Annotated in this window: 23 protein-coding genes; 14 read left to right on the top strand and 9 right to left on the bottom strand. The window is 45.6% G+C overall.

The genetic code is table 11. The features are described from left to right. Window positions 1–54: 54 nt before the first annotated feature. On the bottom strand, window positions 55–642 hold the full coding sequence (locus ACUM5Y_RS13035; protein ID WP_445977315.1) for a TetR/AcrR family transcriptional regulator: 588 nt from the start codon (window positions 640–642) through the stop codon (window positions 55–57). Between the two features lie 162 nt (window positions 643–804). On the opposite strand from ACUM5Y_RS13035, the gene ACUM5Y_RS13030 reads away from it, so the two are divergent. Then, window positions 805–1206 carry a RidA family protein gene (locus ACUM5Y_RS13030; RefSeq protein WP_445977314.1) on the top strand — a complete coding sequence of 134 codons (402 nt, stop codon included), beginning with the start codon at window positions 805–807 and terminating at the stop codon, window positions 1204–1206. A gap of 189 nt (window positions 1207–1395) precedes the next feature. Here the strand turns inward: ACUM5Y_RS13030 and ACUM5Y_RS13025 are convergent, their stop codons facing one another. The 3 genes from ACUM5Y_RS13025 to ACUM5Y_RS13015 form a co-directional block, all read right to left on the bottom strand. Next, window positions 1396–1674, bottom strand: coding sequence for a type II toxin-antitoxin system RelE/ParE family toxin (locus ACUM5Y_RS13025; protein ID WP_445977313.1), 279 nt, complete (start codon window positions 1672–1674; stop codon window positions 1396–1398). Next, the gene (locus ACUM5Y_RS13020; RefSeq protein ID WP_445977312.1) at window positions 1674–1955 is read right to left on the bottom strand and encodes a type II toxin-antitoxin system RelB/DinJ family antitoxin; all 282 of its coding nucleotides are present in this window, start codon (window positions 1953–1955) and stop codon (window positions 1674–1676) included. The genes ACUM5Y_RS13025 and ACUM5Y_RS13020 overlap by 1 nt, the downstream gene beginning before the upstream one ends. A gap of 133 nt (window positions 1956–2088) precedes the next feature. Further along, window positions 2089–2766 (bottom strand): nucleoside/nucleotide kinase family protein, encoded by a 678-nt coding sequence (locus ACUM5Y_RS13015; protein ID WP_445977311.1) that lies wholly within the window; start codon window positions 2764–2766, stop codon window positions 2089–2091. 249 nt (window positions 2767–3015) lie between these two features. On the opposite strand from ACUM5Y_RS13015, the gene pyrG reads away from it, so the two are divergent. The 11 genes from pyrG to rpoS all read left to right on the top strand — a co-directional run bounded on the left by pyrG (window position 3016) and on the right by rpoS (window position 12897). Then, window positions 3016–4650: a CTP synthase gene (pyrG, locus tag ACUM5Y_RS13010; RefSeq protein ID WP_445977310.1), complete on the top strand. Its 1635-nt coding sequence runs from the start codon at window positions 3016–3018 to the stop codon at window positions 4648–4650. 51 nt (window positions 4651–4701) lie between these two features. After that, window positions 4702–5997, top strand: coding sequence for a phosphopyruvate hydratase (gene eno, locus ACUM5Y_RS13005; protein ID WP_445977309.1), 1296 nt, complete (start codon window positions 4702–4704; stop codon window positions 5995–5997). Window positions 5998–6101: 104 nt separating this feature from the next. Further along, window positions 6102–6377 (top strand): septum formation initiator family protein, encoded by a 276-nt coding sequence (locus ACUM5Y_RS13000; protein ID WP_445977308.1) that lies wholly within the window; start codon window positions 6102–6104, stop codon window positions 6375–6377. Next, the gene (gene ispD, locus ACUM5Y_RS12995) at window positions 6374–7108 is read left to right on the top strand and encodes a 2-C-methyl-D-erythritol 4-phosphate cytidylyltransferase (RefSeq protein ID WP_445977307.1); all 735 of its coding nucleotides are present in this window, start codon (window positions 6374–6376) and stop codon (window positions 7106–7108) included. The genes ACUM5Y_RS13000 and ispD overlap by 4 nt, the downstream gene beginning before the upstream one ends. Beyond that, complete coding sequence (ispF, locus tag ACUM5Y_RS12990; RefSeq protein WP_445977306.1) at window positions 7105–7596, top strand: 2-C-methyl-D-erythritol 2,4-cyclodiphosphate synthase; 492 nt, start codon at window positions 7105–7107, stop codon at window positions 7594–7596. Before ispD ends, ispF begins: the two co-directional genes overlap by 4 nt. Next, on the top strand, window positions 7593–8687 hold the full coding sequence (gene truD, locus ACUM5Y_RS12985) for a tRNA pseudouridine(13) synthase TruD (protein ID WP_445977305.1): 1095 nt from the start codon (window positions 7593–7595) through the stop codon (window positions 8685–8687). The genes ispF and truD overlap by 4 nt, the downstream gene beginning before the upstream one ends. Beyond that, window positions 8665–9411: a 5'/3'-nucleotidase SurE gene (gene surE, locus ACUM5Y_RS12980; protein ID WP_445977304.1), complete on the top strand. Its 747-nt coding sequence runs from the start codon at window positions 8665–8667 to the stop codon at window positions 9409–9411. The genes truD and surE overlap by 23 nt, the downstream gene beginning before the upstream one ends. Continuing rightward, window positions 9408–10073, top strand: a complete 666-nt coding sequence (locus tag ACUM5Y_RS12975) for a protein-L-isoaspartate(D-aspartate) O-methyltransferase (RefSeq protein WP_445977303.1) — start codon at window positions 9408–9410, stop codon at window positions 10071–10073. Before surE ends, ACUM5Y_RS12975 begins: the two co-directional genes overlap by 4 nt. Continuing rightward, window positions 10066–10992 (top strand): DUF368 domain-containing protein, encoded by a 927-nt coding sequence (locus ACUM5Y_RS12970; protein ID WP_445977302.1) that lies wholly within the window; start codon window positions 10066–10068, stop codon window positions 10990–10992. Before ACUM5Y_RS12975 ends, ACUM5Y_RS12970 begins: the two co-directional genes overlap by 8 nt. Before the next feature lie 48 nt (window positions 10993–11040). Continuing rightward, window positions 11041–11865: a peptidoglycan DD-metalloendopeptidase family protein gene (locus ACUM5Y_RS12965; RefSeq protein WP_445977301.1), complete on the top strand. Its 825-nt coding sequence runs from the start codon at window positions 11041–11043 to the stop codon at window positions 11863–11865. 27 nt (window positions 11866–11892) lie between these two features. Further along, complete coding sequence (gene rpoS / locus ACUM5Y_RS12960) at window positions 11893–12897, top strand: RNA polymerase sigma factor RpoS (RefSeq protein ID WP_445977300.1); 1005 nt, start codon at window positions 11893–11895, stop codon at window positions 12895–12897. Window positions 12898–12967: 70 nt separating this feature from the next. On the opposite strand, the gene ACUM5Y_RS12955 is transcribed toward rpoS, so the two are convergent. Continuing rightward, the gene (locus tag ACUM5Y_RS12955) at window positions 12968–14383 is read right to left on the bottom strand and encodes an AhpA/YtjB family protein (RefSeq protein ID WP_445977299.1); all 1416 of its coding nucleotides are present in this window, start codon (window positions 14381–14383) and stop codon (window positions 12968–12970) included. Between the two features lie 269 nt (window positions 14384–14652). On the opposite strand from ACUM5Y_RS12955, the gene serB reads away from it, so the two are divergent. Then, the gene (serB, locus tag ACUM5Y_RS12950; protein WP_445977298.1) at window positions 14653–15567 is read left to right on the top strand and encodes a phosphoserine phosphatase SerB; all 915 of its coding nucleotides are present in this window, start codon (window positions 14653–14655) and stop codon (window positions 15565–15567) included. A gap of 87 nt (window positions 15568–15654) precedes the next feature. After that, the gene (locus ACUM5Y_RS12945; protein ID WP_445977297.1) at window positions 15655–16569 is read left to right on the top strand and encodes a LysR family transcriptional regulator; all 915 of its coding nucleotides are present in this window, start codon (window positions 15655–15657) and stop codon (window positions 16567–16569) included. 79 nt (window positions 16570–16648) lie between these two features. Here ACUM5Y_RS12945 and ACUM5Y_RS12940 read toward each other — a convergent pair whose 3' ends face one another. The 4 genes from ACUM5Y_RS12940 to queG form a co-directional block, all read right to left on the bottom strand. Beyond that, the gene (locus ACUM5Y_RS12940) at window positions 16649–17842 is read right to left on the bottom strand and encodes a molybdopterin molybdotransferase MoeA (RefSeq protein ID WP_445977296.1); all 1194 of its coding nucleotides are present in this window, start codon (window positions 17840–17842) and stop codon (window positions 16649–16651) included. Between the two features lie 3 nt (window positions 17843–17845). Then, the gene (moaB, locus tag ACUM5Y_RS12935) at window positions 17846–18385 is read right to left on the bottom strand and encodes a molybdenum cofactor biosynthesis protein B (protein WP_445977295.1); all 540 of its coding nucleotides are present in this window, start codon (window positions 18383–18385) and stop codon (window positions 17846–17848) included. Window positions 18386–18397: 12 nt separating this feature from the next. Beyond that, complete coding sequence (moaA, locus tag ACUM5Y_RS12930; protein ID WP_445977294.1) at window positions 18398–19390, bottom strand: GTP 3',8-cyclase MoaA; 993 nt, start codon at window positions 19388–19390, stop codon at window positions 18398–18400. Between the two features lie 143 nt (window positions 19391–19533). Further along, entirely contained in the window at window positions 19534–20607 is a 1074-nt protein-coding gene (queG, locus tag ACUM5Y_RS12925) for a tRNA epoxyqueuosine(34) reductase QueG (RefSeq protein ID WP_445977293.1), read from the bottom strand. Between the last annotated feature and the right edge of the window lie 19 nt (window positions 20608–20626).

Raw genomic sequence — 20626 nt, 5'->3', positions numbered from 1 at the left:
GTTTCTATGTAGATAATCCGGGACAGAGTAAAATTAGCCTCTGACCCATAGCCCTTATGATTCTCTAACCAACCCACTGCACAGGGCATTGAAGGCTTCTATTGCTTTTGGCAGCACAGCTTCTGGTTTATCGCTTGCGGCAACCCAAAGCGCGGCGTTAAGCGCAGCGCCATTTAACAAGCGTGATGCGGCTTCTACATCGACATCCTTCAAAACACCTGTATTCACTAATCGCTTAACTTTCTCAATAGTGATTTGCAGGCATGCGCTCTGGCTTGGCCATTGCGATGGGTCACCAAGAAAGGCTGGTCCGTCCAGCAAAACAATGCGCTGTATTTCTGGCTCCAGTGCCATTTCAATATAGGCGGTTCCCTCCTGTAACAAGCTTTCCCACTCGTTTGCAGCCTTGTCGCCCTCTGTTTTGGCTTTTGTCGCCATTTCCGAATCAAGCTGGTCAACAACCGCAGCCAATAAGCCAAGCTTGTTGCCAAAATTATGATAAAGCGCACCTCTTGTTAAGCCAACGTTTGACGTTAGGTCATCCATAGAAGCTTTCGCAAACCCTTTTTCGGTAAAGGCTTTTCTTGCTGCTTGAATCAATTTAAGCCGAGTTTCGGCCATTTGCTCCTGTCTCTTATTCATTAACTTACCTTTAACATACGGTGCGTATATAAATTTGACATACATAATGTATTTAAAATAAAGTGACATACGTTGTGTATGTCAGTGGTGTGGATTTTACCCATAATCTGCCTTTTATACACGCTGCAAACAAACCATTTCTTATCATGAAGGTGTTTATTTATGTCAAATCGAGAAGCGATACTACCAAAAGCTGCAGAACGTCACGCTTTGTATGAGGCTCATGGTTATTCTGCTGCCATAAAATCCGGAGACTTATTGTTTGTGTCGGGGCAAGTAGGAAGCAGGCTAGACGGTAGCCCAGAGCCAATCTTTAAAAAGCAAGTCGAGTTGGCATTTGAAAACTTAAAGAGCGTCTTAGCTGCGGCAGGTTGTGACTTTGAAGATATTGTTGATGTCACAACTTTCCATACTGATCCCGAAAATCAGTTTGGCGAAATCATGGAAGTCAAGGAAGCTCTTTTCAATACAACTCCGCCATCGAATTGGACGGCTGTTGGAGTAAACTGGCTGGCAGGCTTTGATTTTGAGATTAAGGTGATTGCAAGAGTGCCATCCGTTTAAGGCTCAAAATAGTGGTTAACTGAAAATTTGCGTCAGAGTATATTTAGCTCCCTACTCAGGGGGCTAATCTTTATTTGTTGAAGGTGTATATTGGCAGGGCAGAGACAAACACAGATGAAACAATAATTAGGGGCAGAGTAAAGTTAGTTCTCACAGCCCCTCTCATAGCTCAAGTTAGGTGTTAGTCGCCTAGTCCGTAGGGAACTTTTGTTTCTGGTGTAGAACTCGCATGATGTGAATGATTGAACCTTCAACCCAATATGAAACAATCATTGAAACTTCAGGAATAATTAATAATCTGCCTCGTAATCCATCGCGCTGCACACCCATTAGCGGTTGTTGAAGCAAGTTTTCAACCTTAGCTTCAATAATGTTATCGGTTCGCTCTGCTACATCAGGATTAAAATCGTACAGAAACTCAAAGATCTTTTCTCGATCATTTAGGGATTCTTCTTCCCACACAATCATTATTGGCCTCGATTGCGTATTCTTGCTTTTCGAGCTTCCATGAGAGATTTAGCTGACTCGTTATCAACAAACACGGCTTTACCAGAATCATATTTATCGAAAGCGAGGTTTACTTGTTCTGTTAACCATGTGTCATGGGATAAAGCTTTTCTTTGCTGGTCTGCCATCTGCTCTGTAAGTTCGCGGCATGCATCACTAAGTGTGCGGCCTTGGCTTTTTGCCATTTGTTGAGCTAGGTGCTTTGTTTCGTCATCAACACGAAATTGAATTCTAGTATCCATGTGTCGTTCCTAAAATACCGTACGCACAAATGTTAGCACTGGTGGTGTGAAAGGGGCAACTTAGATAATTAGGGTCAGAGTAAAATTAGCCACTTTTTTACAGATAGCTTCATTTCCGCTTCCCTAAAATAAATTAAAGACTTATCAAGCGATCCGCTTTGCCTTTGTAGCTTTCTACAAGGCGTGCATTCAAACCATCACTGGCATTGATTCTGTCCATGGCTTGCTGATGACTAAAGCCCCAAGCTTGCATGTGTCTTTTCGCCAAGCGTTCTATGGCAAGTTCAAGCGGCACATCTAAAAACCAATGTTGATCGAAAAGTGCTGCGGCTTCTTGCCAACCATCGTCTTGGTGGAGCAGGTAGAGGCCTTCAATTAATACCACTTTGGTTTGTTTTCCGATGCTTAGGGCATCCTGCACTGGGTCGCCCTGCTGGTGGTCGAAACTTGGCCATTTCAGATCATGAGTTTGGTAGCTCTCACGAATGTTTTTCACCGCACTTACAAAACCTTGGCTATCGAATGTCCATGGGGCACCACGGCGAGCAATGGCGTGTTCTGCGTCTGGGCGCTCGGCAAGTTGTGCTTTGGTCAGATGAAAACCGTCCATAGATAAGGCCGCTAGAGCATTTTCTTGGTGGGCAAAGTGCTCGGCTAAATAGGTCGCTAAACTGGACTTACCAGAGCCTGGCCCTCCCGTTAGGCCGATTAAGGTACGCTGGGAGCCTTGTAGACATTGCTCAATATATTGAATGATGGCTTGCACGCTTTGATTCTGCTGATATAGCCCATTGAGTTGTATAGGTGTCATAGTGAGTTTTTCAATTAAGTCCTTTGCCAAGAGGAAGACAGTCTGTAACTTTTTACTCAGTATGGAAAGCGAATTTCATTTCTTATTAGGTTAAATTATATCCACCATTTTTGTCCCATAGGACAAAACAAGCACGTTTTACATTGAGCAAAAGGGCTTGCAATGTTAGTATTCTCATCCGTCCTGAAGGTGCACTTGGCTGTGCCATCATCTCTCATATTTTTATACTTTAAGGCGGGTTAAACACTCATGGCGACACGATATATTTTCGTCACAGGCGGCGTGGTTTCATCACTAGGTAAAGGGATTGCGTCAGCATCTTTGGCTGCAATTCTTGAATCTCGTGGTTTGAAAGTCACCATGCTTAAATTGGATCCATACATCAACGTGGATCCTGGCACCATGAGTCCATTCCAGCACGGTGAAGTTTTTGTAACAGAAGACGGTGCTGAGACAGACCTAGATTTAGGTCACTACGAACGCTTTATTTCCACTAAGATGGGCAAACGCAACAACTTTACCAGTGGCCGTGTGTATCAACACGTACTGAAAAAAGAGCGTCGCGGTGATTATCTTGGTGGTACGGTTCAGGTTATCCCACATATCACAGACGAAATTAAACGTCGTGTTCAAGCCGGCGCTGAAGGTGCAGATGTTGCCTTGGTGGAAATCGGTGGCACAGTGGGTGATATCGAATCACAACCTTTCCTTGAAGCAGTACGTCAACTTCGCGTTGAGTTAGGCGGCCGTCGTGCATTGTTTATGCATTTGACGCTAGTGCCTTACATTCGTACCGCAGGCGAAACCAAAACCAAGCCTACTCAGCACTCTGTTAAAGAGTTGCGTTCTATCGGTATTCAGCCAGACATTCTTATTTGTCGTTCTGAAGTCTCTATCGAAGCGCCTGAGCGTAAGAAAATAGCCTTGTTTACGAACGTAGAAGAGCGCGCGGTTATTTCTTTGCCGGATGCGGATACTATTTACCGTATTCCGCAGATGTTGAATGACCAAGGTTTGGATAGTCTAATCGTTGATCACTTTAATTTAGATTGTAATACCCCTGACCTAGAAATCTGGAACAAGGTAACGGTTGCCAAACTGAACCCTGAAAAACAGATTAATATCGCTATGGTTGGTAAATACATGGAGCTATTAGACGCTTACAAGTCTCTAATAGAAGCCATGGATCACGCGGGTATTCATGCTCGAACGAAAGTGAAGCTTCATTATATAGATTCTGAAACCATTGAAGAAAATGGCACTCAAGCCCTTCAAGGCATGGATGCGATTCTTGTTCCTGGTGGTTTTGGTGAGCGTGGTGTTGAAGGTAAAATTTTGACCGCTCAATACGCTCGTGAAAACAAAGTGCCTTATTTAGGCATTTGTTTGGGCATGCAAGTTGCGGTCATCGAATACGCTCGCAACGTTGCCAAACTGGCTGGTGCTCACAGTACAGAGTTCAACTTAAAAGCAGAGAATCCAGTAGTTGGTCTGATTACAGAATGGACCAATACCGAAGGTTCCAAAGAAATCCGCTCAGAGGAGTCTGATCTGGGTGGGACTATGCGTCTTGGTGCGCAGAACTGTAACTTAACAGAAGGCACTAAAGCTTTCGAAGCTTACGGTAAAGCAGTTATTGAAGAACGTCATCGTCATCGTTATGAAGTAAACAACTTCTATGTTTCAGCCCTAGAAGAAGCAGGTTTGACCATTTCTGGTCGTTCTGCTGACAACTCTTTGGTAGAAATGATCGAGATCGCGGATCATCCTTGGTTTGTGGCTTGTCAGTTCCACCCAGAGTTTACTTCAACACCTAGATACGGACACGGTTTGTTCAGTGCATTTGTTCATGCAGCACTAAAACATGCCGGTAAAGAAAAATAATCTTCGCAAATTTTTCATTTGTGGTTTTTTACTTATTTAAAGGGGTTTTTTATGAGTCAGATCGTTGATATTAAGGGCCGAGAAGTACTTGATTCTCGTGGTAATCCAACTGTTGAAGCTGATGTTATCCTAGCAGACGGTTCTGTCGGTTCTGCATGTGCGCCTTCTGGTGCTTCTACCGGTTCACGTGAAGCTTTGGAACTACGCGATGGCGACAAAAGCCGTTACTTGGGTAAAGGTGTACTAAAAGCGGTTGCGGCGGTTAATGGTCCTATCCGTGATGCCCTAATCGGCAAAGTTGCTGCAGACCAAGCAGAACTTGATAAAGTCATGATCGACCTTGATGGTACTGAAAACAAGTCAACTTTTGGTGCGAACGCTATCTTGGCGGTATCTCTAGCGGCGGCTAAAGCGGCGGCGATCTCTAAAAAAATCCCTCTTTACCAACACATTGCTGATCTAAACGGCACACCTGGCGTTTACTCTATGCCAGTACCAATGATGAACATCATCAACGGTGGTGAGCACGCGGACAATAACGTTGATATCCAAGAGTTCATGGTTCAGCCTGTTGGCGCACCAAACTTCCGTGAAGCTCTACGCTACGGCGCAGAAATCTTCCATGCTTTGAAGAAAGTACTAAGTGCTCGTGGTTTGAATACTGCGGTAGGTGATGAAGGTGGTTTCGCGCCTAACTTGGCATCTAACGCTGAAGCTCTAGCGGTAATCAAAGAAGCTGTTGCTGCCGCTGGTTACGAGCTTGGCAAAGACATCACTTTGGCGATGGACTGTGCAGCGTCTGAATTCTTTGAAGACGGTCAGTACAACTTGAAAGGTGAAGGCAAAGTCTTCTCTTCTGAAGGTTTCTCTGACTACCTAGCTGAGCTATGTGAAGAATACCCAATCGTATCTATCGAAGATGGCTTGAACGAGTCTGACTGGGAAGGTTTTGCTTACCAAACTAAGATCCTAGGCGACAAAATCCAACTAGTAGGTGACGATTTGTTCGTAACTAACACTAAGATTTTGAAGCGTGGTATCGACGAAGGTATCGCTAACTCTATCTTGATCAAATTCAACCAAATCGGTTCTTTGACTGAGACACTAGAAGCTATTCGCATGGCGAAAGCTGCAGGTTACACGGCTGTTATCTCTCACCGTTCAGGTGAAACAGAAGATGCAACGATTGCTGACCTTGCTGTTGGTACAGCGGCTGGCCAAATCAAAACTGGTTCACTATGTCGTTCTGACCGTGTATCTAAGTACAACCAATTGCTACGTATTGAAGAGCAATTGGGCGGCAAAGCACCTTACAAAGGCCTTGCTGAGATCAAAGGCCAAGGTTAATTTTAACCTAGCTCATCAAAGGGAGAACTTAGTTCTCCCTTTTTTTGTTTTTTTTTCACTCGTTTCCTTTGATAATAGGGAATCTATTTTTTATTGAGGGCGTTATGGCGCGTTTGTTATTGGTGGTGTTCATTTGTGCCATTGGCTATCAGTCATACCGATTCTATTACGGTGAGCAGGGCGTGAAACGCCAAGAAGAATTGGCCAAGCAAATCGAATATCAAGAGCGTATCAACTTACGTTTGAAACATCGTAATGATGCTTTACGAGCTCAAGTGGAAGACCTTCGTTTAGGGGAAGAAGCTGTAGAAGAGCATGTCCGCACAGAGCTGCAATACATTAAAGACGGGGAAGTCTTCTATCGTATGGTGGAGAAATGAGCGCGCCAATATGGGTGATCATACCCGCTGCTGGCGTGGGCCAACGTATGCAAGCGGCTTGTCCAAAACAGTATTTGTCCCTGTCTGGCCAAACTATCCTAGATCGTACTATTGGCCTGTTTATTGATCATCCGCACATTGCTGGTGTTGCGGTCGGTATCAGTGAAAACGATGCTTACTGGCCCGACTCCCAGTGGTTCTCTCACCCGCAAGTTATTCGTTTCAATGGCGGTGATGAACGCAGTGATACGGTTTTGAATGGCCTAGCGATGCTTTTACAAACGCAAGGCATTCAAGATCAAGCTGTCTTAGTGCATGATGCCGCCCGCCCACTGTTAAGTGCTTCTGGTTTGCAACGAATCCTTTGTCATCAAGGAGAGCAGGGGGCTTTGTTGGCCACGCCTGTGAAAGATACTGTGAAACAGCAAAACAGTGCCCAGTGCGTACAAACCACCTTGGATCGTCAGTACATTTGGTTGGCGCAAACGCCACAAAAATTTCCTGCAGATGCTTTACACAAGGCCTTAGTAAAAGCCAAAGACCAAGGTTTGCCAGTAACAGATGAATGCTCCGCGATGGAGATGATTGGCTGGCAGCCTGCCTTGGTAGAAGGTGAAAGCCGCAATTTAAAAATTACCTTACCCGAAGATATTGTGATGGCAGAAGCCCTCTTACAACAAGCACAAGGATCATTGGGTAACCCACCGACAATAAGGGAAAACACTTTATGACACCGTTTCGTATAGGCCATGGCTTTGATGTGCATAAATTTGCTGACGGCGAGTTTATTATTATGGCTGGGGTGAAGATTCCCTATCATCAAGGTTTGCTTGCGCACTCAGATGGAGATGTCGCTCTGCATGCCTTAACCGATGCTCTGCTAGGCGCTGCGGCGTTAGGAGACATTGGCAAACACTTTCCAGATACTGATCCAGACTTTGCTGGCGCAGACAGCCGAGTATTATTGCGTACCGCCTATCAAGAAATTCAAAACTTGGGTTACGCAGTGGCGAATGTGGACGTTACCATCATCGCCCAAGCGCCAAAAATGCGTCCTCATATAGACGATATGCGAGCCAATATTGCCCAGGATCTTGGGGTGGATATAGGGGTTGTGAACGTAAAAGCCACCACCACAGAGAAACTCGGTTTTACGGGGCGTAAAGAAGGTATCGCAGTGGAAGCGGTGGCCTTGATTTATAAGCAAGGTGATCTATGAATACCGATTGGCGCTATGCTTGGTCAAAGCCAAATGTCACGGGGGATCTGAAAACCCATGTGCAAGATTTCTATGTAGAAGAGCAGCTTGGTTTTGAGCCAGATGGGCAAGGGGAGTTTTGTTTTGTTTTCATCGAAAAACAAGGGGTGAATACAGACTTTCTTGCTAAGCGTTTAGCGCAAATGGCAGGCATTGCCAGCCACAAGGTGACTTACAGTGGTGTTAAAGATCGCCATGCCTGTACTCGTCAGTGGTTCTGTTTGCATGTGGTGAATAAGGAGCCAGACCTTAGCGGTATCCAAGAAGCCTTTCGTGCTCCAGAGAGCGTACGTTTAATCGTGCAATTACGCCATTCTAAAAAACTGCGTACAGGCGCTCATATTGCCAACCGCTTTGTGCTCAGAATACGTAACATCCAAGGGGATATCACCGAGCTAGAACAGCGCTTAACCCTGATTAAGCAAGGGGGCGTCCCTAACTATTATGGCCCTCAACGCTTCGGCATAAACGGCAATAATTTGCACAACGGAAAAGGTTTTGTGCTCCAAGGGCGGCAAAGTAAACGTAAGCTTGCCAAGACAGAGTCCTTTTGGCTTTCCGCAATACGCTCTTGGTGTTTTAACCAAGCTCTCAGTGATCAAGTTGAAAATGGCATGTGGGCACGTTTGTGCGATGGCGACATTGCTCAATATCAACAAGTAAACGAGCAGTTTAGGGTGAAGCAGATGGATGCGAAAACTCACTTGCAAGCTCTGCAAGGTGAGGTAAGCCCTGTATTACCTTTGATTAGCGGCGGTTGGGAAGCCGGCACTGGCCCTCAGCGTGAAGCCATCATTAAAGCGTCCCTAGCTGACGATCAAGACATTGTTGATGCACTGATAGCCTTCGAACTCTCTAGAGATAGCCGTTTGGCCCGTCTAGTGCCAATGAATATGGCGTGGGAATTGCTAGGCAGTGGTCAAGAGGAAAGGCAGTTGATCGTAGAGTTCTCTCTCACAAAAGGGTGTTTTGCCACCAGTGTGTTACGGGAGATGATTGATGTCACGGATAAGTCGGCCGAGAAGTACCATGAGAATATTGATCGCGAATGATGACGGAATAGACGCATTGGGCCTAAAGACCCTCGCGAGACAACTTTCTAAAGAATATGAAACCCTAGTCGTCGCCCCCGATCGTAACCGAAGTGGTGCCAGCAATTCACTAACATTGACGCGGCCCTTGCAACCCACACAAGTGGCAGAGCATGAGTTTCGAGTGGATGGCACCCCCACAGACTGCGTGAATTTGGCTTTGTCTGGCATGATAGATGGTCAGGTGGATATGGTGGTGTCGGGTATTAATCATGGCGCTAATCTAGGGGATGATGTTATTTACTCCGGCACGGTCGCTGCAGCCATGGAAGCACGCCATTTAGGGCGTCCTGCTTTGGCGGTTTCTTTGGTGGGGACACAACACTTTGAATGTGCCGCGCAGGTGATTTCTCAGCTTTTAAAAGACTCTCATACCTTACAGCTACCCGCAGGGATTTTACTCAACATCAATGTTCCAGATGTGCCTTATGAGGCGCTTAAAGGTATTCGAGTGACTCGCTTAGGCTATCGCCATCGTGCCCAACAGCCGATTTCTGCCGCTCATCCAAGAGGGCTACCGAGCTTTTGGATCGGCGCTTTATCAGAGCCTAACGATTGTTCCCCGGGAACAGACTTTGAAGCCATTGAATCTGGTTATGTGTCGATTACCCCAATACATACCGATATGACCTGTTATCAGGCCCAATCATCACTTGAAGAATGGGTGCATACAATTCGTCCATGAAGCAACGTGATCTTAGCTGGCTGGTAAAAAACACTGAACCGCAAGCCTCTAAAATGGTTCAACAACTAATGGCCCATGGTATTCAACATACTGAGCTACTTCAGCTCATGGGGGATATACCGCGCCATCAGTTTGTTGAGTCTGCCTTTTCGCATCTTGCTTATTCCGCAACACCATTACCCATAGGTAAAAACCAAACCATTAGTCAGCCATTAACCGTTGCTCGTATGACCCAGTGGCTATTAAGTTACGCGCGTCTTGGCCGAGTATTAGAGGTAGGCACGGGTTCTGGTTATCAAACTTGTATTTTGGCGCACTTTTTCAATAAGGTGCACACCATAGAAAGACAAGAGTCTTTGTATCTCAAAGCTAAGCAAAGGTTGGCAGAGATGCAGGTCAATAATGTGGAATATCTATTTGCGGATGGACAGCAAGGCTGGTCGACTGACATCCCCATGGATGCGGTAATTATTACCGCCATGGCCAGTAAAATTCCTTTGGCACTGACTAGCTGCTTAAAGGAGCAGGGCATTTTAATTATGCCGATTGACCACCCAACGCCGCAAATAGGTTGCTGGCGAAAAGAAGGCGATCGTTGGAAATGTTTAGGGACACAACCCGCTCATTTTGTGCCCTTATTAGAAGGATTAGAACATGCCTAAGTGGCTGAAAGTATATTTAAGTGGCGTTCTTATGGGCGCAGCAGATGTGGTGCCTGGGGTTTCTGGCGGCACTATGGCCTTTATTTTAGGTGTCTATGACAGGCTGATACGTGCTTTAAGTGGCGTGAATAAAGAAAGTATTCAGCTTTTGTTTAAATGGGACTTCAAGGGCTTATGGCGTCATTTTGATGGCGTTTTCTTATTGCCGTTAGGGCTTGGCATCATGACGAGTATTTTCGCCATAGCAGGCCTTATTACCCATTTGCTTGCGACCTATCCGAGTTTCTTATGGAGCTTCTTTTTTGGTTTGATCCTCGCTTCGGCTGTCTTTCTGCTGACTCAGATTAAACCGCTGCGATGGCAGCATATAGTGCTACTTATTGTTGGCGCAGCGTTAGGCAGTAGTCTGTCTATGTTGGTGCCAACTCAGCTGAACACCTCCTATATGATGGTTTTCTTCGCGGGTATGATTGCCATTTGTGCGATGATTTTACCGGGCATATCGGGGAGTTTTTTATTATTAATGATGGGCATGTATGGCTTTGTTCTAAGCGCCATTAAAAGCTTTGATTTGGCGATCATTATTGTTTTTGCTTTAGGGGCAGTGGTGGGCTTGCTCAGTTTTTCTAAGCTGTTAGGGTATTTATTAGAACATGCAAAAAATGTCACTTTAGCAGCCTTAACAGGAGTGATGTTAGGGGCTTTAGTAAAGGTTTGGCCATGGAAAGTCACCGACCGTTGGGTTGAAGTAGGCAGTAAAAAATTGCCAATTGAAGAGCATTTAATTTGGCCTTGGCAGAGTGTTGGCTTTCAAGTGACTCAAGATTTGCTATGGCCAATGGGTTTCATTTTAGTGGGTTTTTTAAGTGTTATTCTCATTTCTTACACATCTTTACGAAATTCCGAGAATGTATCCTGAACCCCTAAAGTTGATTGTAAGAGAGGTAAACTTATTTTAATTTGGAGCGTGGTAAAAACACTGTTTTGCTCTAAAACCTACCGTATTGGTTGGGTCGCTTTAGCTTGTTTTTTTACCACTGCTTGTTCCTATGAAGTACTGCATTACTCTTCGGCTAGTAGCCCTACCAGCCGCTCAACTTCTTCTAGTCAAAGTGCGATTCCGAGCACTGGCTATCATCGGGTGAAAAGCGGTGAAAGCCTGTTTTCTATTGCTTTTCGCTATGGTTTAGACTACCGAGATGTGGCGGAATATAATCGCATCTCTTCCCCTTATGTGATTTACCCAAATCAGAAAATTCGTTTATCAGTACCCACTAAGAGTGCTCAAACCGAGCCAGAACTGGTAGCAAAAACCAGCCCAACTCGTGCTGCCAAGGCAAGCACACCAACTCCAACTCAAAGTGCTAAAAACCCCCCTGTAACCAAGGTTACAAAAGCTACAAATACACCTCAAAATGTCGCTTCATGGCATTGGCCAGTGGATGGCACCGTCACTCAGGGGTTTTCAAACGCTGGCGTAAGTAGTAAAGGTATAGACATCAAAGGCAAAAAAGGCGCGTTAGTTAAGGCCGCTGCTGATGGTGTAGTTGTTTATTCAGGTAATGGTTTGATTGGCTATGGCAATCTAGTCATAGTGAAACACAGCGATGTTTACCTTAGTGCTTATGCGTATAACGAAAGCATTCTCGTTAAAGAACAGCAGAATGTTAAAGCAGGGGACTCACTTGCTGTAATTGGAGGAAAAGGCAGTAACAAACCAGTGCTTCATTTTGAAGTGCGCCGTGATGGTCAACCGATAGATCCGCTAAAAATTCTACCAAAAAAACAATAGCTAAAAGTTGGTATTTGGGGAGGCAGTATGGAGTTAACCAATATGGAAAAGGTAACCTCGGAAGAGTTGAATGCTGGTAAGTTTGAATTAGAGGATAGCGAACAAGCTATTCTTGACGAAGAAGCCGAAAATCAAGAATTTGAGTCTGCAGTCAATGCAATGTACAGCGATAACGCATCGACCAAAAGTTTAGATGTGACCCAGCTGTATTTAAGTGAAATTGGCTTTTCGCCACTGCTCAGTGCCGAAGAAGAAGTATATTTTTCTCGCCTTGCTTTGAAAGGGGACGAGAAAGCCCGCAAGCGCATGATAGAGAGTAACTTACGGCTGGTAGTGAAGATTTCGCGTCGCTATTTGAACCGTGGGCTGTCTTTATTAGATTTAATCGAAGAAGGTAATTTAGGGCTCATTCGTGCTGTGGAAAAGTTCGACCCGGAAAGAGGGTTCCGCTTCTCGACTTACGCTACTTGGTGGATTCGTCAAACCATAGAGCGTGGCATCATGAATCAGACCCGTACCATTCGATTGCCCATTCATGTGGTGAAAGAATTAAATGTTTACCTACGGGCTGCGCGAGAGCTTACCCAGAAATTGGATCATGAGCCGAGTGCGGAAGAAATAGCCGAAATGCTGGATCGCCCAGTAAAAGATGTACAGAAAATGTTGGGCTTGAATGAAAGGGTGAGTTCCATTGATTCGCCTGTTGGAGGCGATGTTGATAACGGTAGCCTAGTGGATATTCTGGCTGACACTTTGCATCAAGGTCCAGAAGAAGATCGCCAAGAAGGGGATGTTCTACAAAATATAGAAGGCTGGCTCAATGAGCTAAGTGACAAGCAATGTGAGGTGATTGCACGCCGTTTTGGGCTTCGTGGACACGAACCCAGCACATTGGAAGATGTCGGCTCAGAGATAGGTCTAACGCGCGAGAGAGTGCGACAAATTCAGGTGGAGGCGTTACGCAAATTGCGCCTCATTATGGACAAGAAAGGCCTGTGTTTGGACGATGTGATCCGCATCGAGAACGACTAGTCGAACCTGTGTTCGGCAGAGTTAAAAAAAGATCGCTCAAGCGATCTTTTTTATTGGCCTCAAGCAAGTACTAAACAACTGCTTTGCTCATTTCTTCTATGTGTTGCTGCACTTTTTGCTGGTACTTACCAGATAACCCTTTCACCGCGTAGGCCATCAATTCTTCGTCATTATGTTCCAGAATTTCTGGTAAGCCTGTGAATACTCGGTTCTGTATATGGGGAAGGGTGAATATGTTTTCGTTCAGGAGCAGCACATTGGTGCTCTGAGACTGCCTTAAGGCTTCAACTTCCGTTAAAAGCTCGCCCATATCGTCGGCGACGAAATCTTCTTGATGTACCATCTCGGCAGTTTTGCTGTTGCCCTTGTGTAGCCCTAAGTGGAACTCAAGGGCAGGCGCTTCTTCATAAAGCTCGGTGGAAACTAGCTGATCCACTAAGCCTAAGAACAACTGGGCTGTGCTGACGGCATTAAGGTATAGGTTATCTTCGCAGTCTGTTGCACTGTAGAAAATCATAATGCCATCGTTCTTGTATTGCTTAACTTGACCAAGGTAAAGGTCGCTGGCTTGAAAGATGGCGCGATAAATAGGGGTGAGTAGGTTGGCAACCTGTAGCTCAGACATGCTTTTGTGCCATTCGCTTAAGTTCACTATGTCTATGTAGAGAACGCAGCTACGCTTCTGTGATTCGGCAAAAATTTCATCAAAGTTAATTTCAAACTGCACTTTTTCGGGCGTTTTTTCTACTTCTTCTGTTTCAATCACAGGCGGTGTCTGTGGGGTAAAGTCCAAGGCTTGTACCGACTCAATTTGCTGACAAAGTTGTTTTGCTTCGCGATATTTAGGCTGTGGAAGCGGAATGTCTTTATGGCCTTTTACTAAGCTTTCTAAGGCATAGCTGGCGTCGTTAATGGGGTTATAAAGCCAGCGAGTAATCAGCAATATTATGATGGCCGCAATGGTGGTGGAGAAGATCGCCACGCCGATTAACAGGTTATTAAGGTGCTGTAACGTGGCTTGGGCTGGGGTCTTATCTAACGTGATCAGTACATGGCCGACAATTTCGTCACGGAATTTAATGCTGGAGCTGTAAATGCGTCGTTGATCACTTGGACGGTAATCTTGATCCGCTATCCGATTGGCTTGGCTGCTGTCTGCTTCCGCTAAAAGCTCATCTTTTTTATTAAATACCCGAGCACTCAAAATGTTTTCGTCAATGACCAGACGATTCAGCAACACATTCAGGCTTAACAGGTCGTTGGTGAGAATGGATTGGGTGGCATTAAAAGCAGCTTGGGTGGCCAAACTACTGCCCAACACTTCGGTTTGCTGGGTCAGGTAGTTCCCCAAGGCATGGGTGAGGGTATATAAAAAAAGACAAACAGTAAGAACGATGAGTGCGATAAAGGTCGTGACAGTGACGGCAGCGGCGTTAACCTTGTCACGTAAAAAAACCATAAAACGACTTTCTTTCAATGTTCTCATTAATGTCCTGCAAAAACTTATCGAGATAAAAGGGTGACTCGAGTCCGAATTGGCTTAGTAGATGAAAAAACCACGCCAATAGAGCTCATAATTTAAGTATACCTATCATAACGGCGGTTTTCTGGATTCTTTAAATTAAAACAGGTGCTTATTGAATTAAATTTTACTGGAAGCCTAGCGGCTTTTTCTAGCCTTGTACCCACATTCCTTGCTTTCATCTAAAAGGCGATTTGTTATAGTAGCTGCCATTATTGAATTAAGGAGTTTACATGTCTGCCCGCATTACTTTAATTGGCAACTTGAACGCTGAATTCCTCGAGGAATTTACTCAGTGGTTAGCGTCAAATCACAGTGTTTCTGGCGAAAGCCGCTACCTAACCTCAGCAGCGGCAGATGTCGCTGTGGTTGAGCTGGTTCTAACTTCTGATGTTGCTGATCTAAAACCTTTGCAGAAGCAACTCCTAGAACGCTCGGATGCCACTGGAGTGGATCATATTCTACAAACTCATAGCGTCGATATTCGTCGTGGTGGTGTGGCTGTGTTTGATATGGACTCTACTTTGATCAAAGCAGAAGTCATGGATGAGTTGGCTGTTGAGGCGGGTATTGGTGAGCAAATCTCCCAAGTGACAGCCAGTGCCATGCGTGGCGAAATTGATTTTGTTGAAAGCTTTGTTCAACGTCTTGCTTTGCTGGAAGGGCTAAGCAGTGAAGTCATGGATGGTGTGTATGAACGCATTGTGCATATGGATGGCATCGCAAACCTAATGAAGGTGTTGAATCATTTTGGTTGGCATACGGCGATTCTATCGGGCGGCTTTACCTATTTCGCTGACCGTGTAAAAGCGGCTTATGATATGAGTGAAGTGCATGCCAATGTGCTCGAAATTGTCGATGACAAATTGACTGGTAAACACCTTGGCCCGATTGTAGATGGTGAGCGTAAAAAATATCTGTTATCAGAGATCGCTGCTCAACAGGGTACAGATTGGTCACAAACCATTGCCTGCGGTGATGGGGCGAATGATCTACTGATGTTGAATCATGCGGCCTTGGGCGTAGCCTTGCATGCTAAGCCTTTGGTAAGACAACAAGCTCCTTGCCCAATGAATAATATGGGCTTAGATGGCATTCTGTATTTATTAGGCATGACTGCAGACGAAATTAACGCAGCGTTACGATAAATATTGCCAGAGACCCCCTGCTTGGAAGAAAGCTTGTTATAATCAGTAGTCATAACAAGAAGAGCTTTCTCTAACTAGGGGGTATTCGTGTCAGAAATCAAACTATCTGATATAGATTTGAATCTGTTGCACATCTTGCAAGTGTTAACAGAAGAGTTGAATGTCACCAAAGCGGCGTTACGATTGGATGTTTCCCAGCCTGCGGTAAGCCGTTCCCTCTCCAGACTTAGAGAAATTTTCGACGACCCGTTATTTGTTCGCACCTCCCATGGGCTTTCCCCAACCGCCAAGACCCAATCTTTGTCACCTACTTTAGGCGAGACGCTACAGGCATTAGAAAGCCTAATTCAGCCAAAAGATTTTGTCCCCCTTACCAGCCAGCGTCGTTTTACTTTATCAACCACCGATTTTGGTATTTTGACTGTGCTTCCTAAGATCTTGGATCAATTTCGACAGCAAGCCCCGAATGCCGTGTTGGATGTGAAAGCTTGGAATGAAGACCTAAGTCTCGACTGGGACAACATGGATGTGGATCTTGCTGTGACTGTGTTATCGAAAGAGCCGTCTAGTAATGTTCATGCGACACCATTAAAAAGTGATAGGGTTGTGTGTTTAGCAAGAAAGAATCACCCTAATACTCTGCAAGGTTTAACCTTAGAAAGCTACTTAGCGGCCAGCCATGTGCAGGTGGTGTTAGGTCGAAGAGAGTACTTCGCAGTAGATAGAGAACTCGAAAAAATGGGCGCAAAACGCCATGTGGCCGTGCAATTACCCAATTTCGTGCCCGCTGCACGAGTGGTAATGGACAGTGATTTGCTGTTAACCGTGCCGGAATTATTTGCTGCAGATATGGTGGCGACGGCACCAGAACTTGAGTTATTTGAATTGCCCTTCTTTAATCGAACCTTCGATTATTCCATGATTTGGCACGAGCGCTATCAACACGATGCGGCACACTTATGGTTCCGCCAGTTACTGAAAGACGCTTTTATTGAAGGGTAAGCTTAAAAGATAAAGGCCCAGCAAAATGTCATGAACAATTTGCTGGGCCTTGTTTGAGTATAGTCGCGATCTATCTGTATTAGAACTCACTAAAAGGGTAAAAGTCGTACTCTTTTCCTTCTTCGATCAGTTCTCCTGCCTTGATGTGTAAATAGCCAAGACTTTCACAAGCTGCTAGTAGCGCCCCAGAACTTTGTTGGCGATGAGCGATTACTGAGCCTTTTTCATCCATAGAAACGCGAATAAATTCATCTCGACCAATGCTTTTGTTACGACTAAAGCCTGCAGTGACAGGATAAGCCCTCGGTCGTGCTGCTTGCTGACCGGCACTGGCGGCCAGTAAGGTGCGAGCAAACCAGTGGAAGGTCACCAGAGTGGAGCTCGGGTTGCCCGGTAAACCCAAAAATGGCACACCGTTGACGCTAGCATGTACTAAGGGTTTGCCAGGTTTAATGGCGATTTTCCACAAGTGCAATTGACCCATTTGTTCAAGGCAATGGGTCACGTAATCTTTCTCGCCTACTGAGACGCCCCCAGAAGATAAAATCACATCACATTGCTGACTAAGCTTGGTTAGAGCGTCAAGGGTTGCTTGTTCTTCATCTTTTACATGCAAGACGCAGGTAACTTGATACCCTAATTGGCTAACGAGGGCTTGCAACATAGGGCCGTTGGAATTATATATTTGGCCTGCTTCAAGGGCATGGCCTGCTGGGACAAGCTCATCACCTGTTGTTAAAATGCCGACTTTTAAAGGTTGGTAAACACTCACTTTCGTGATGCCTAAACTGGACAGCAGGCCTATGTGCATGGCTTTAATTTTGGTGCCCGCGCGTAGTACAGTTTGGCCCATGGACATATCCTGCCCCCGAGGGCGAATATTGTCATGAAGCTTAGGTTGTTGGGTAAATATCACCCCTTGCTCAGTGACTTGGGCATTTTCCTGCATGATGACCACGTCGGCACCAACAGGGATGTTGGCACCGGTAAAAATGCGCGCACAAGTGCCCGACTGTAGTGGCTCCGGTGCATGGCCTGCGGCAATGTATTGGCTAACAGGCAGAGCTTTGTCTGCTTGCCAGTCTTCATAACGCAAGGCATAACCGTCCATTGCACTGTTGTCACAAGGAGGGACATAACACTGAGCAACCACGTCTTCGCAAAGAATCCGATTTAAAGCATTAGCCAGTTCGCAGCTTTCGGTTTGCACCAGAGTTTTGCTGTTTTCCTGTAGGCTTGTTAGTGCCTCTTCAAAGGGCATGAGTGGCGGCATAGCTTAGACCTCATGCAGAGGTGAGACATAAGGGCCAATTAGCATGCTGACAAAGTTACAAGGACGATGAGAAGCGTCCAATTGCTCTGCTAAAATGCCATTCCAAGCTGTCTTACAAGCCCCTGTTGAGCCCGGAAGACAGAAGACCAGCGTTTGGTTAGCGAGCCCAGCGACAGCACGAGACTGTATGGTTGAAGTGCCTATTTCTTGATAAGAAATTTGTCTAAACAGCTCACCAAAGCCTTCAATGGTTTTATCAAACAAAGGGGTCATGGCCTCAGGCGTACTGTCTCTAGAATAGAAGCCTGTGCCACCGGTAATTAACACGACATGAGTCTCAGTGCTGGCGATCCATTGGGACACCACAGCGCGCATTTGGTAGACATCGTCTTTAACGATTTGACGCTCACTCAGCTTGTGGCCTGCATTTTGTAAAAGCTCAACCAGAGCATCACCAGAAGTATCTTCGGCAAGAGTACGAGTATCGGAAACGGTTAGTACGCTGATTTTTAAAGGGCGGAAAGGGGTTTTAACTTTGCTCATAGGGGTCCTTTGTTAGCCTCCCGTTGCGCTCATGAAACGCAATATTTGTGGGGCTTCATCTAGGTTAAAATGATGTTTTTCAGGCTTAAGTGCCAAGGCCTCAATAATCGCTTCTTGCAGTGTGATGTTTGACTGCGCTTGTCGAATATAAGGCTTTAAATCTTTGGAATGTTCATTCCCCAAACACAGTAGTAACCGACCTTCTACGGTTAAACGCACCCGGTTACAGGTGTCGCAAAAGTTATGGCTGTGGGGGGAAATAACGCCAACACGGTGACTATGGCCGGCAACTTGATAATAACGAGTAGGGCCGCTGGTCGTGCTGGTGCTTGGGGTTAGTTGGTAGTGCTGACTTAAATCTTGAATGACTTCGTCGCTGGATTTATAGGTGGCCGCTCTATCGTGGTCACTAATGTAGCCCAGTGGCATTTCTTCGATAAAGCTGATGTCCATATTGCGCTGAAGCGCGAAATCCGTCAGGGCAAACAGCTCATCATCGTTGTGATTTTTTAAAATCACACTGTTAATTTTTAAGCGCTTAAAGGGTAAGGAAGCGGCTTTTTCAATACCATCGATCACTTGCTGGAATTTGTCCCGGCGAGTGAGCGTAAAAAAACGCTGAGGATCAAGAGTATCCAAACTGATGTTGATACGGGACACACCCACATTAAGTAGGTCTTGAGACATTTTGTAGAGCTGTGAACCATTGGTGGTAATGGTTAACTCTTCCAGGCCTGGTGTTGAGGCGATTTGCTCAAGTGCCCAAAGAATGTTCTTGCGTACCAAGGGCTCACCACCGGTAATACGAATACGCTTGGTGCCCATGGCGATAAAGGTTTTGGCGACTTGCACGATTTCTTCTAAAGACAAGATGTCTTTTTTCGGCAGAAAGCTAACATCTTCATCCATGCAATAGGTGCAACGAAAATCGCATCGATCTGTGACAGAGATGCGTAAATAGTCTATTCGGCGACCAAATGGATCAATGAGCTGTGAGTCGTGCAAAAAAATACCTCATATGTTGGATCACCATCAAAGCAAAAAAATGCCAATTTAGCAAAGTCATGATGGTTAATTTGAACATTTAGCCGCTGATTAGTTCCCATAGGGATTAAGGCTTGGAGGAATTGCCTGCTTTATAGCTGAGGTTATTTGTGTTGCTGTGCAATGGCCCAATCAACATGTTCTTTCACCAGCTCTGAGGCATCATTGGATGCGGCTTGTAAACTCTTCATGACTCGCTCAGAAAAAGGCGCATTACCCAGTGCGACCGCAAGATTTCGTCGCCAGTTTTCATAGCCCGTACGTCGAATAGGGGAGCCTTCGGTATTTTTAAGGAAGGTCGCTTCATCCCATTCAAATAAACTGACCAGATCTTCCGAATCAAGGTTATGACGTGGCTGGAAGTCATCTTCCGTGGTGTATTTAGCAAACTTTGTCCATGGACAGACCAGCTGACAGTCGTCACAGCCAAACACACGATTGCCCATTTTACTGCGCAGTTCTACAGGGATAGGGCCTTTATGCTCAATGGTCAAATAGGAAATGCATTTGCCAGCATCCAGCACCCAAGGTTCAACAAAGGCATCGGTTGGGCATTGGGTGAGACAAGCGGTGCAACTGCCACAGTGACGTGTTTGGGTTGGCTCGTCCACCGGCAATGGAAGGTTGGTAAAGATTTCCCCCAATAAAAACCAGCTGCCTGCTTTGGGGGTTAATAATAGGGTGTTTTTACCTATCCAACCCATGCCAGCTTGTTCTGCCATTTGCCTTTCTAATATAGGCGCACTGTCCACAAAGGCTCGATAGCCATGAGCACCTACTTGAGCTTCTATCTTTTTTGCCAATTGTGTCAGGCGTTTACGGATCAGTTTATGATAATCACGGCCCAGAGCGTAACGAGCAATATAAGCTTTGTCTTTGGTGGCAAGGCGTTTTACGGTCTCGACGGATTGAGGCAAGTAGTGCATTCGCAAGGAAATAACGCGTTGCGTGCCTGGGTGTAAGTTGTCTGGCTGGAAGCGTAATTCTGAATGGTTGGCAAGGTAGTCCATGCCTGCGTGGTAACCTTTTTCTAACCATTGCTCAAACTGAGGGCGATATTGCTCAAGCTCTGGCTCCACAATGCGTGCTTCGGCAAAGCCAAATTCTGTGGCCCATTGCTTAATGTCGCTGGCTAATTTTTCGAGATCTGCACTGGTAGATAAAGATGGGGGTAGCAAAACAGGTACCAAAATAGGC

It is taken from the genome of Marinomonas dokdonensis (assembly GCF_052747885.1).
This window is presented reverse-complemented; position numbering and strand designations above follow the sequence as displayed.

Bases quoted from the DNA above. Each gene is read 5' to 3' on its own strand.
- ACUM5Y_RS12940 (WP_445977296.1), bottom strand. From the start codon at position 17,842: ATGCCGCCACTCATGCCCTTTGAAGAGGCACTAACAAGCCTACAGGAA.
- ispD (WP_445977307.1), top strand. From the start codon at position 6,374: ATGAGCGCGCCAATATGGGTGATCATACCCGCTGCTGGCGTGGGCCAA.
- ACUM5Y_RS13020 (WP_445977312.1), bottom strand. From the start codon at position 1,955: ATGGATACTAGAATTCAATTTCGTGTTGATGACGAAACAAAGCACCTA.
- pyrG (WP_445977310.1), top strand. From the start codon at position 3,016: ATGGCGACACGATATATTTTCGTCACAGGCGGCGTGGTTTCATCACTA.
- ACUM5Y_RS13035 (WP_445977315.1), bottom strand. From the start codon at position 642: ATGAATAAGAGACAGGAGCAAATGGCCGAAACTCGGCTTAAATTGATT.
- eno (WP_445977309.1), top strand. From the start codon at position 4,702: ATGAGTCAGATCGTTGATATTAAGGGCCGAGAAGTACTTGATTCTCGT.
- ACUM5Y_RS13015 (WP_445977311.1), bottom strand. From the start codon at position 2,766: ATGACACCTATACAACTCAATGGGCTATATCAGCAGAATCAAAGCGTG.
- ACUM5Y_RS13000 (WP_445977308.1), top strand. From the start codon at position 6,102: ATGGCGCGTTTGTTATTGGTGGTGTTCATTTGTGCCATTGGCTATCAG.
- ACUM5Y_RS13030 (WP_445977314.1), top strand. From the start codon at position 805: ATGTCAAATCGAGAAGCGATACTACCAAAAGCTGCAGAACGTCACGCT.
- surE (WP_445977304.1), top strand. From the start codon at position 8,665: ATGAGAATATTGATCGCGAATGATGACGGAATAGACGCATTGGGCCTA.
- ispF (WP_445977306.1), top strand. From the start codon at position 7,105: ATGACACCGTTTCGTATAGGCCATGGCTTTGATGTGCATAAATTTGCT.
- serB (WP_445977298.1), top strand. From the start codon at position 14,653: ATGTCTGCCCGCATTACTTTAATTGGCAACTTGAACGCTGAATTCCTC.
- rpoS (WP_445977300.1), top strand. From the start codon at position 11,893: ATGGAGTTAACCAATATGGAAAAGGTAACCTCGGAAGAGTTGAATGCT.
- ACUM5Y_RS13025 (WP_445977313.1), bottom strand. From the start codon at position 1,674: ATGATTGTGTGGGAAGAAGAATCCCTAAATGATCGAGAAAAGATCTTT.
- truD (WP_445977305.1), top strand. From the start codon at position 7,593: ATGAATACCGATTGGCGCTATGCTTGGTCAAAGCCAAATGTCACGGGG.
- ACUM5Y_RS12975 (WP_445977303.1), top strand. From the start codon at position 9,408: ATGAAGCAACGTGATCTTAGCTGGCTGGTAAAAAACACTGAACCGCAA.
- moaB (WP_445977295.1), bottom strand. From the start codon at position 18,385: ATGAGCAAAGTTAAAACCCCTTTCCGCCCTTTAAAAATCAGCGTACTA.
- ACUM5Y_RS12970 (WP_445977302.1), top strand. From the start codon at position 10,066: ATGCCTAAGTGGCTGAAAGTATATTTAAGTGGCGTTCTTATGGGCGCA.
- ACUM5Y_RS12955 (WP_445977299.1), bottom strand. From the start codon at position 14,383: ATGAGAACATTGAAAGAAAGTCGTTTTATGGTTTTTTTACGTGACAAG.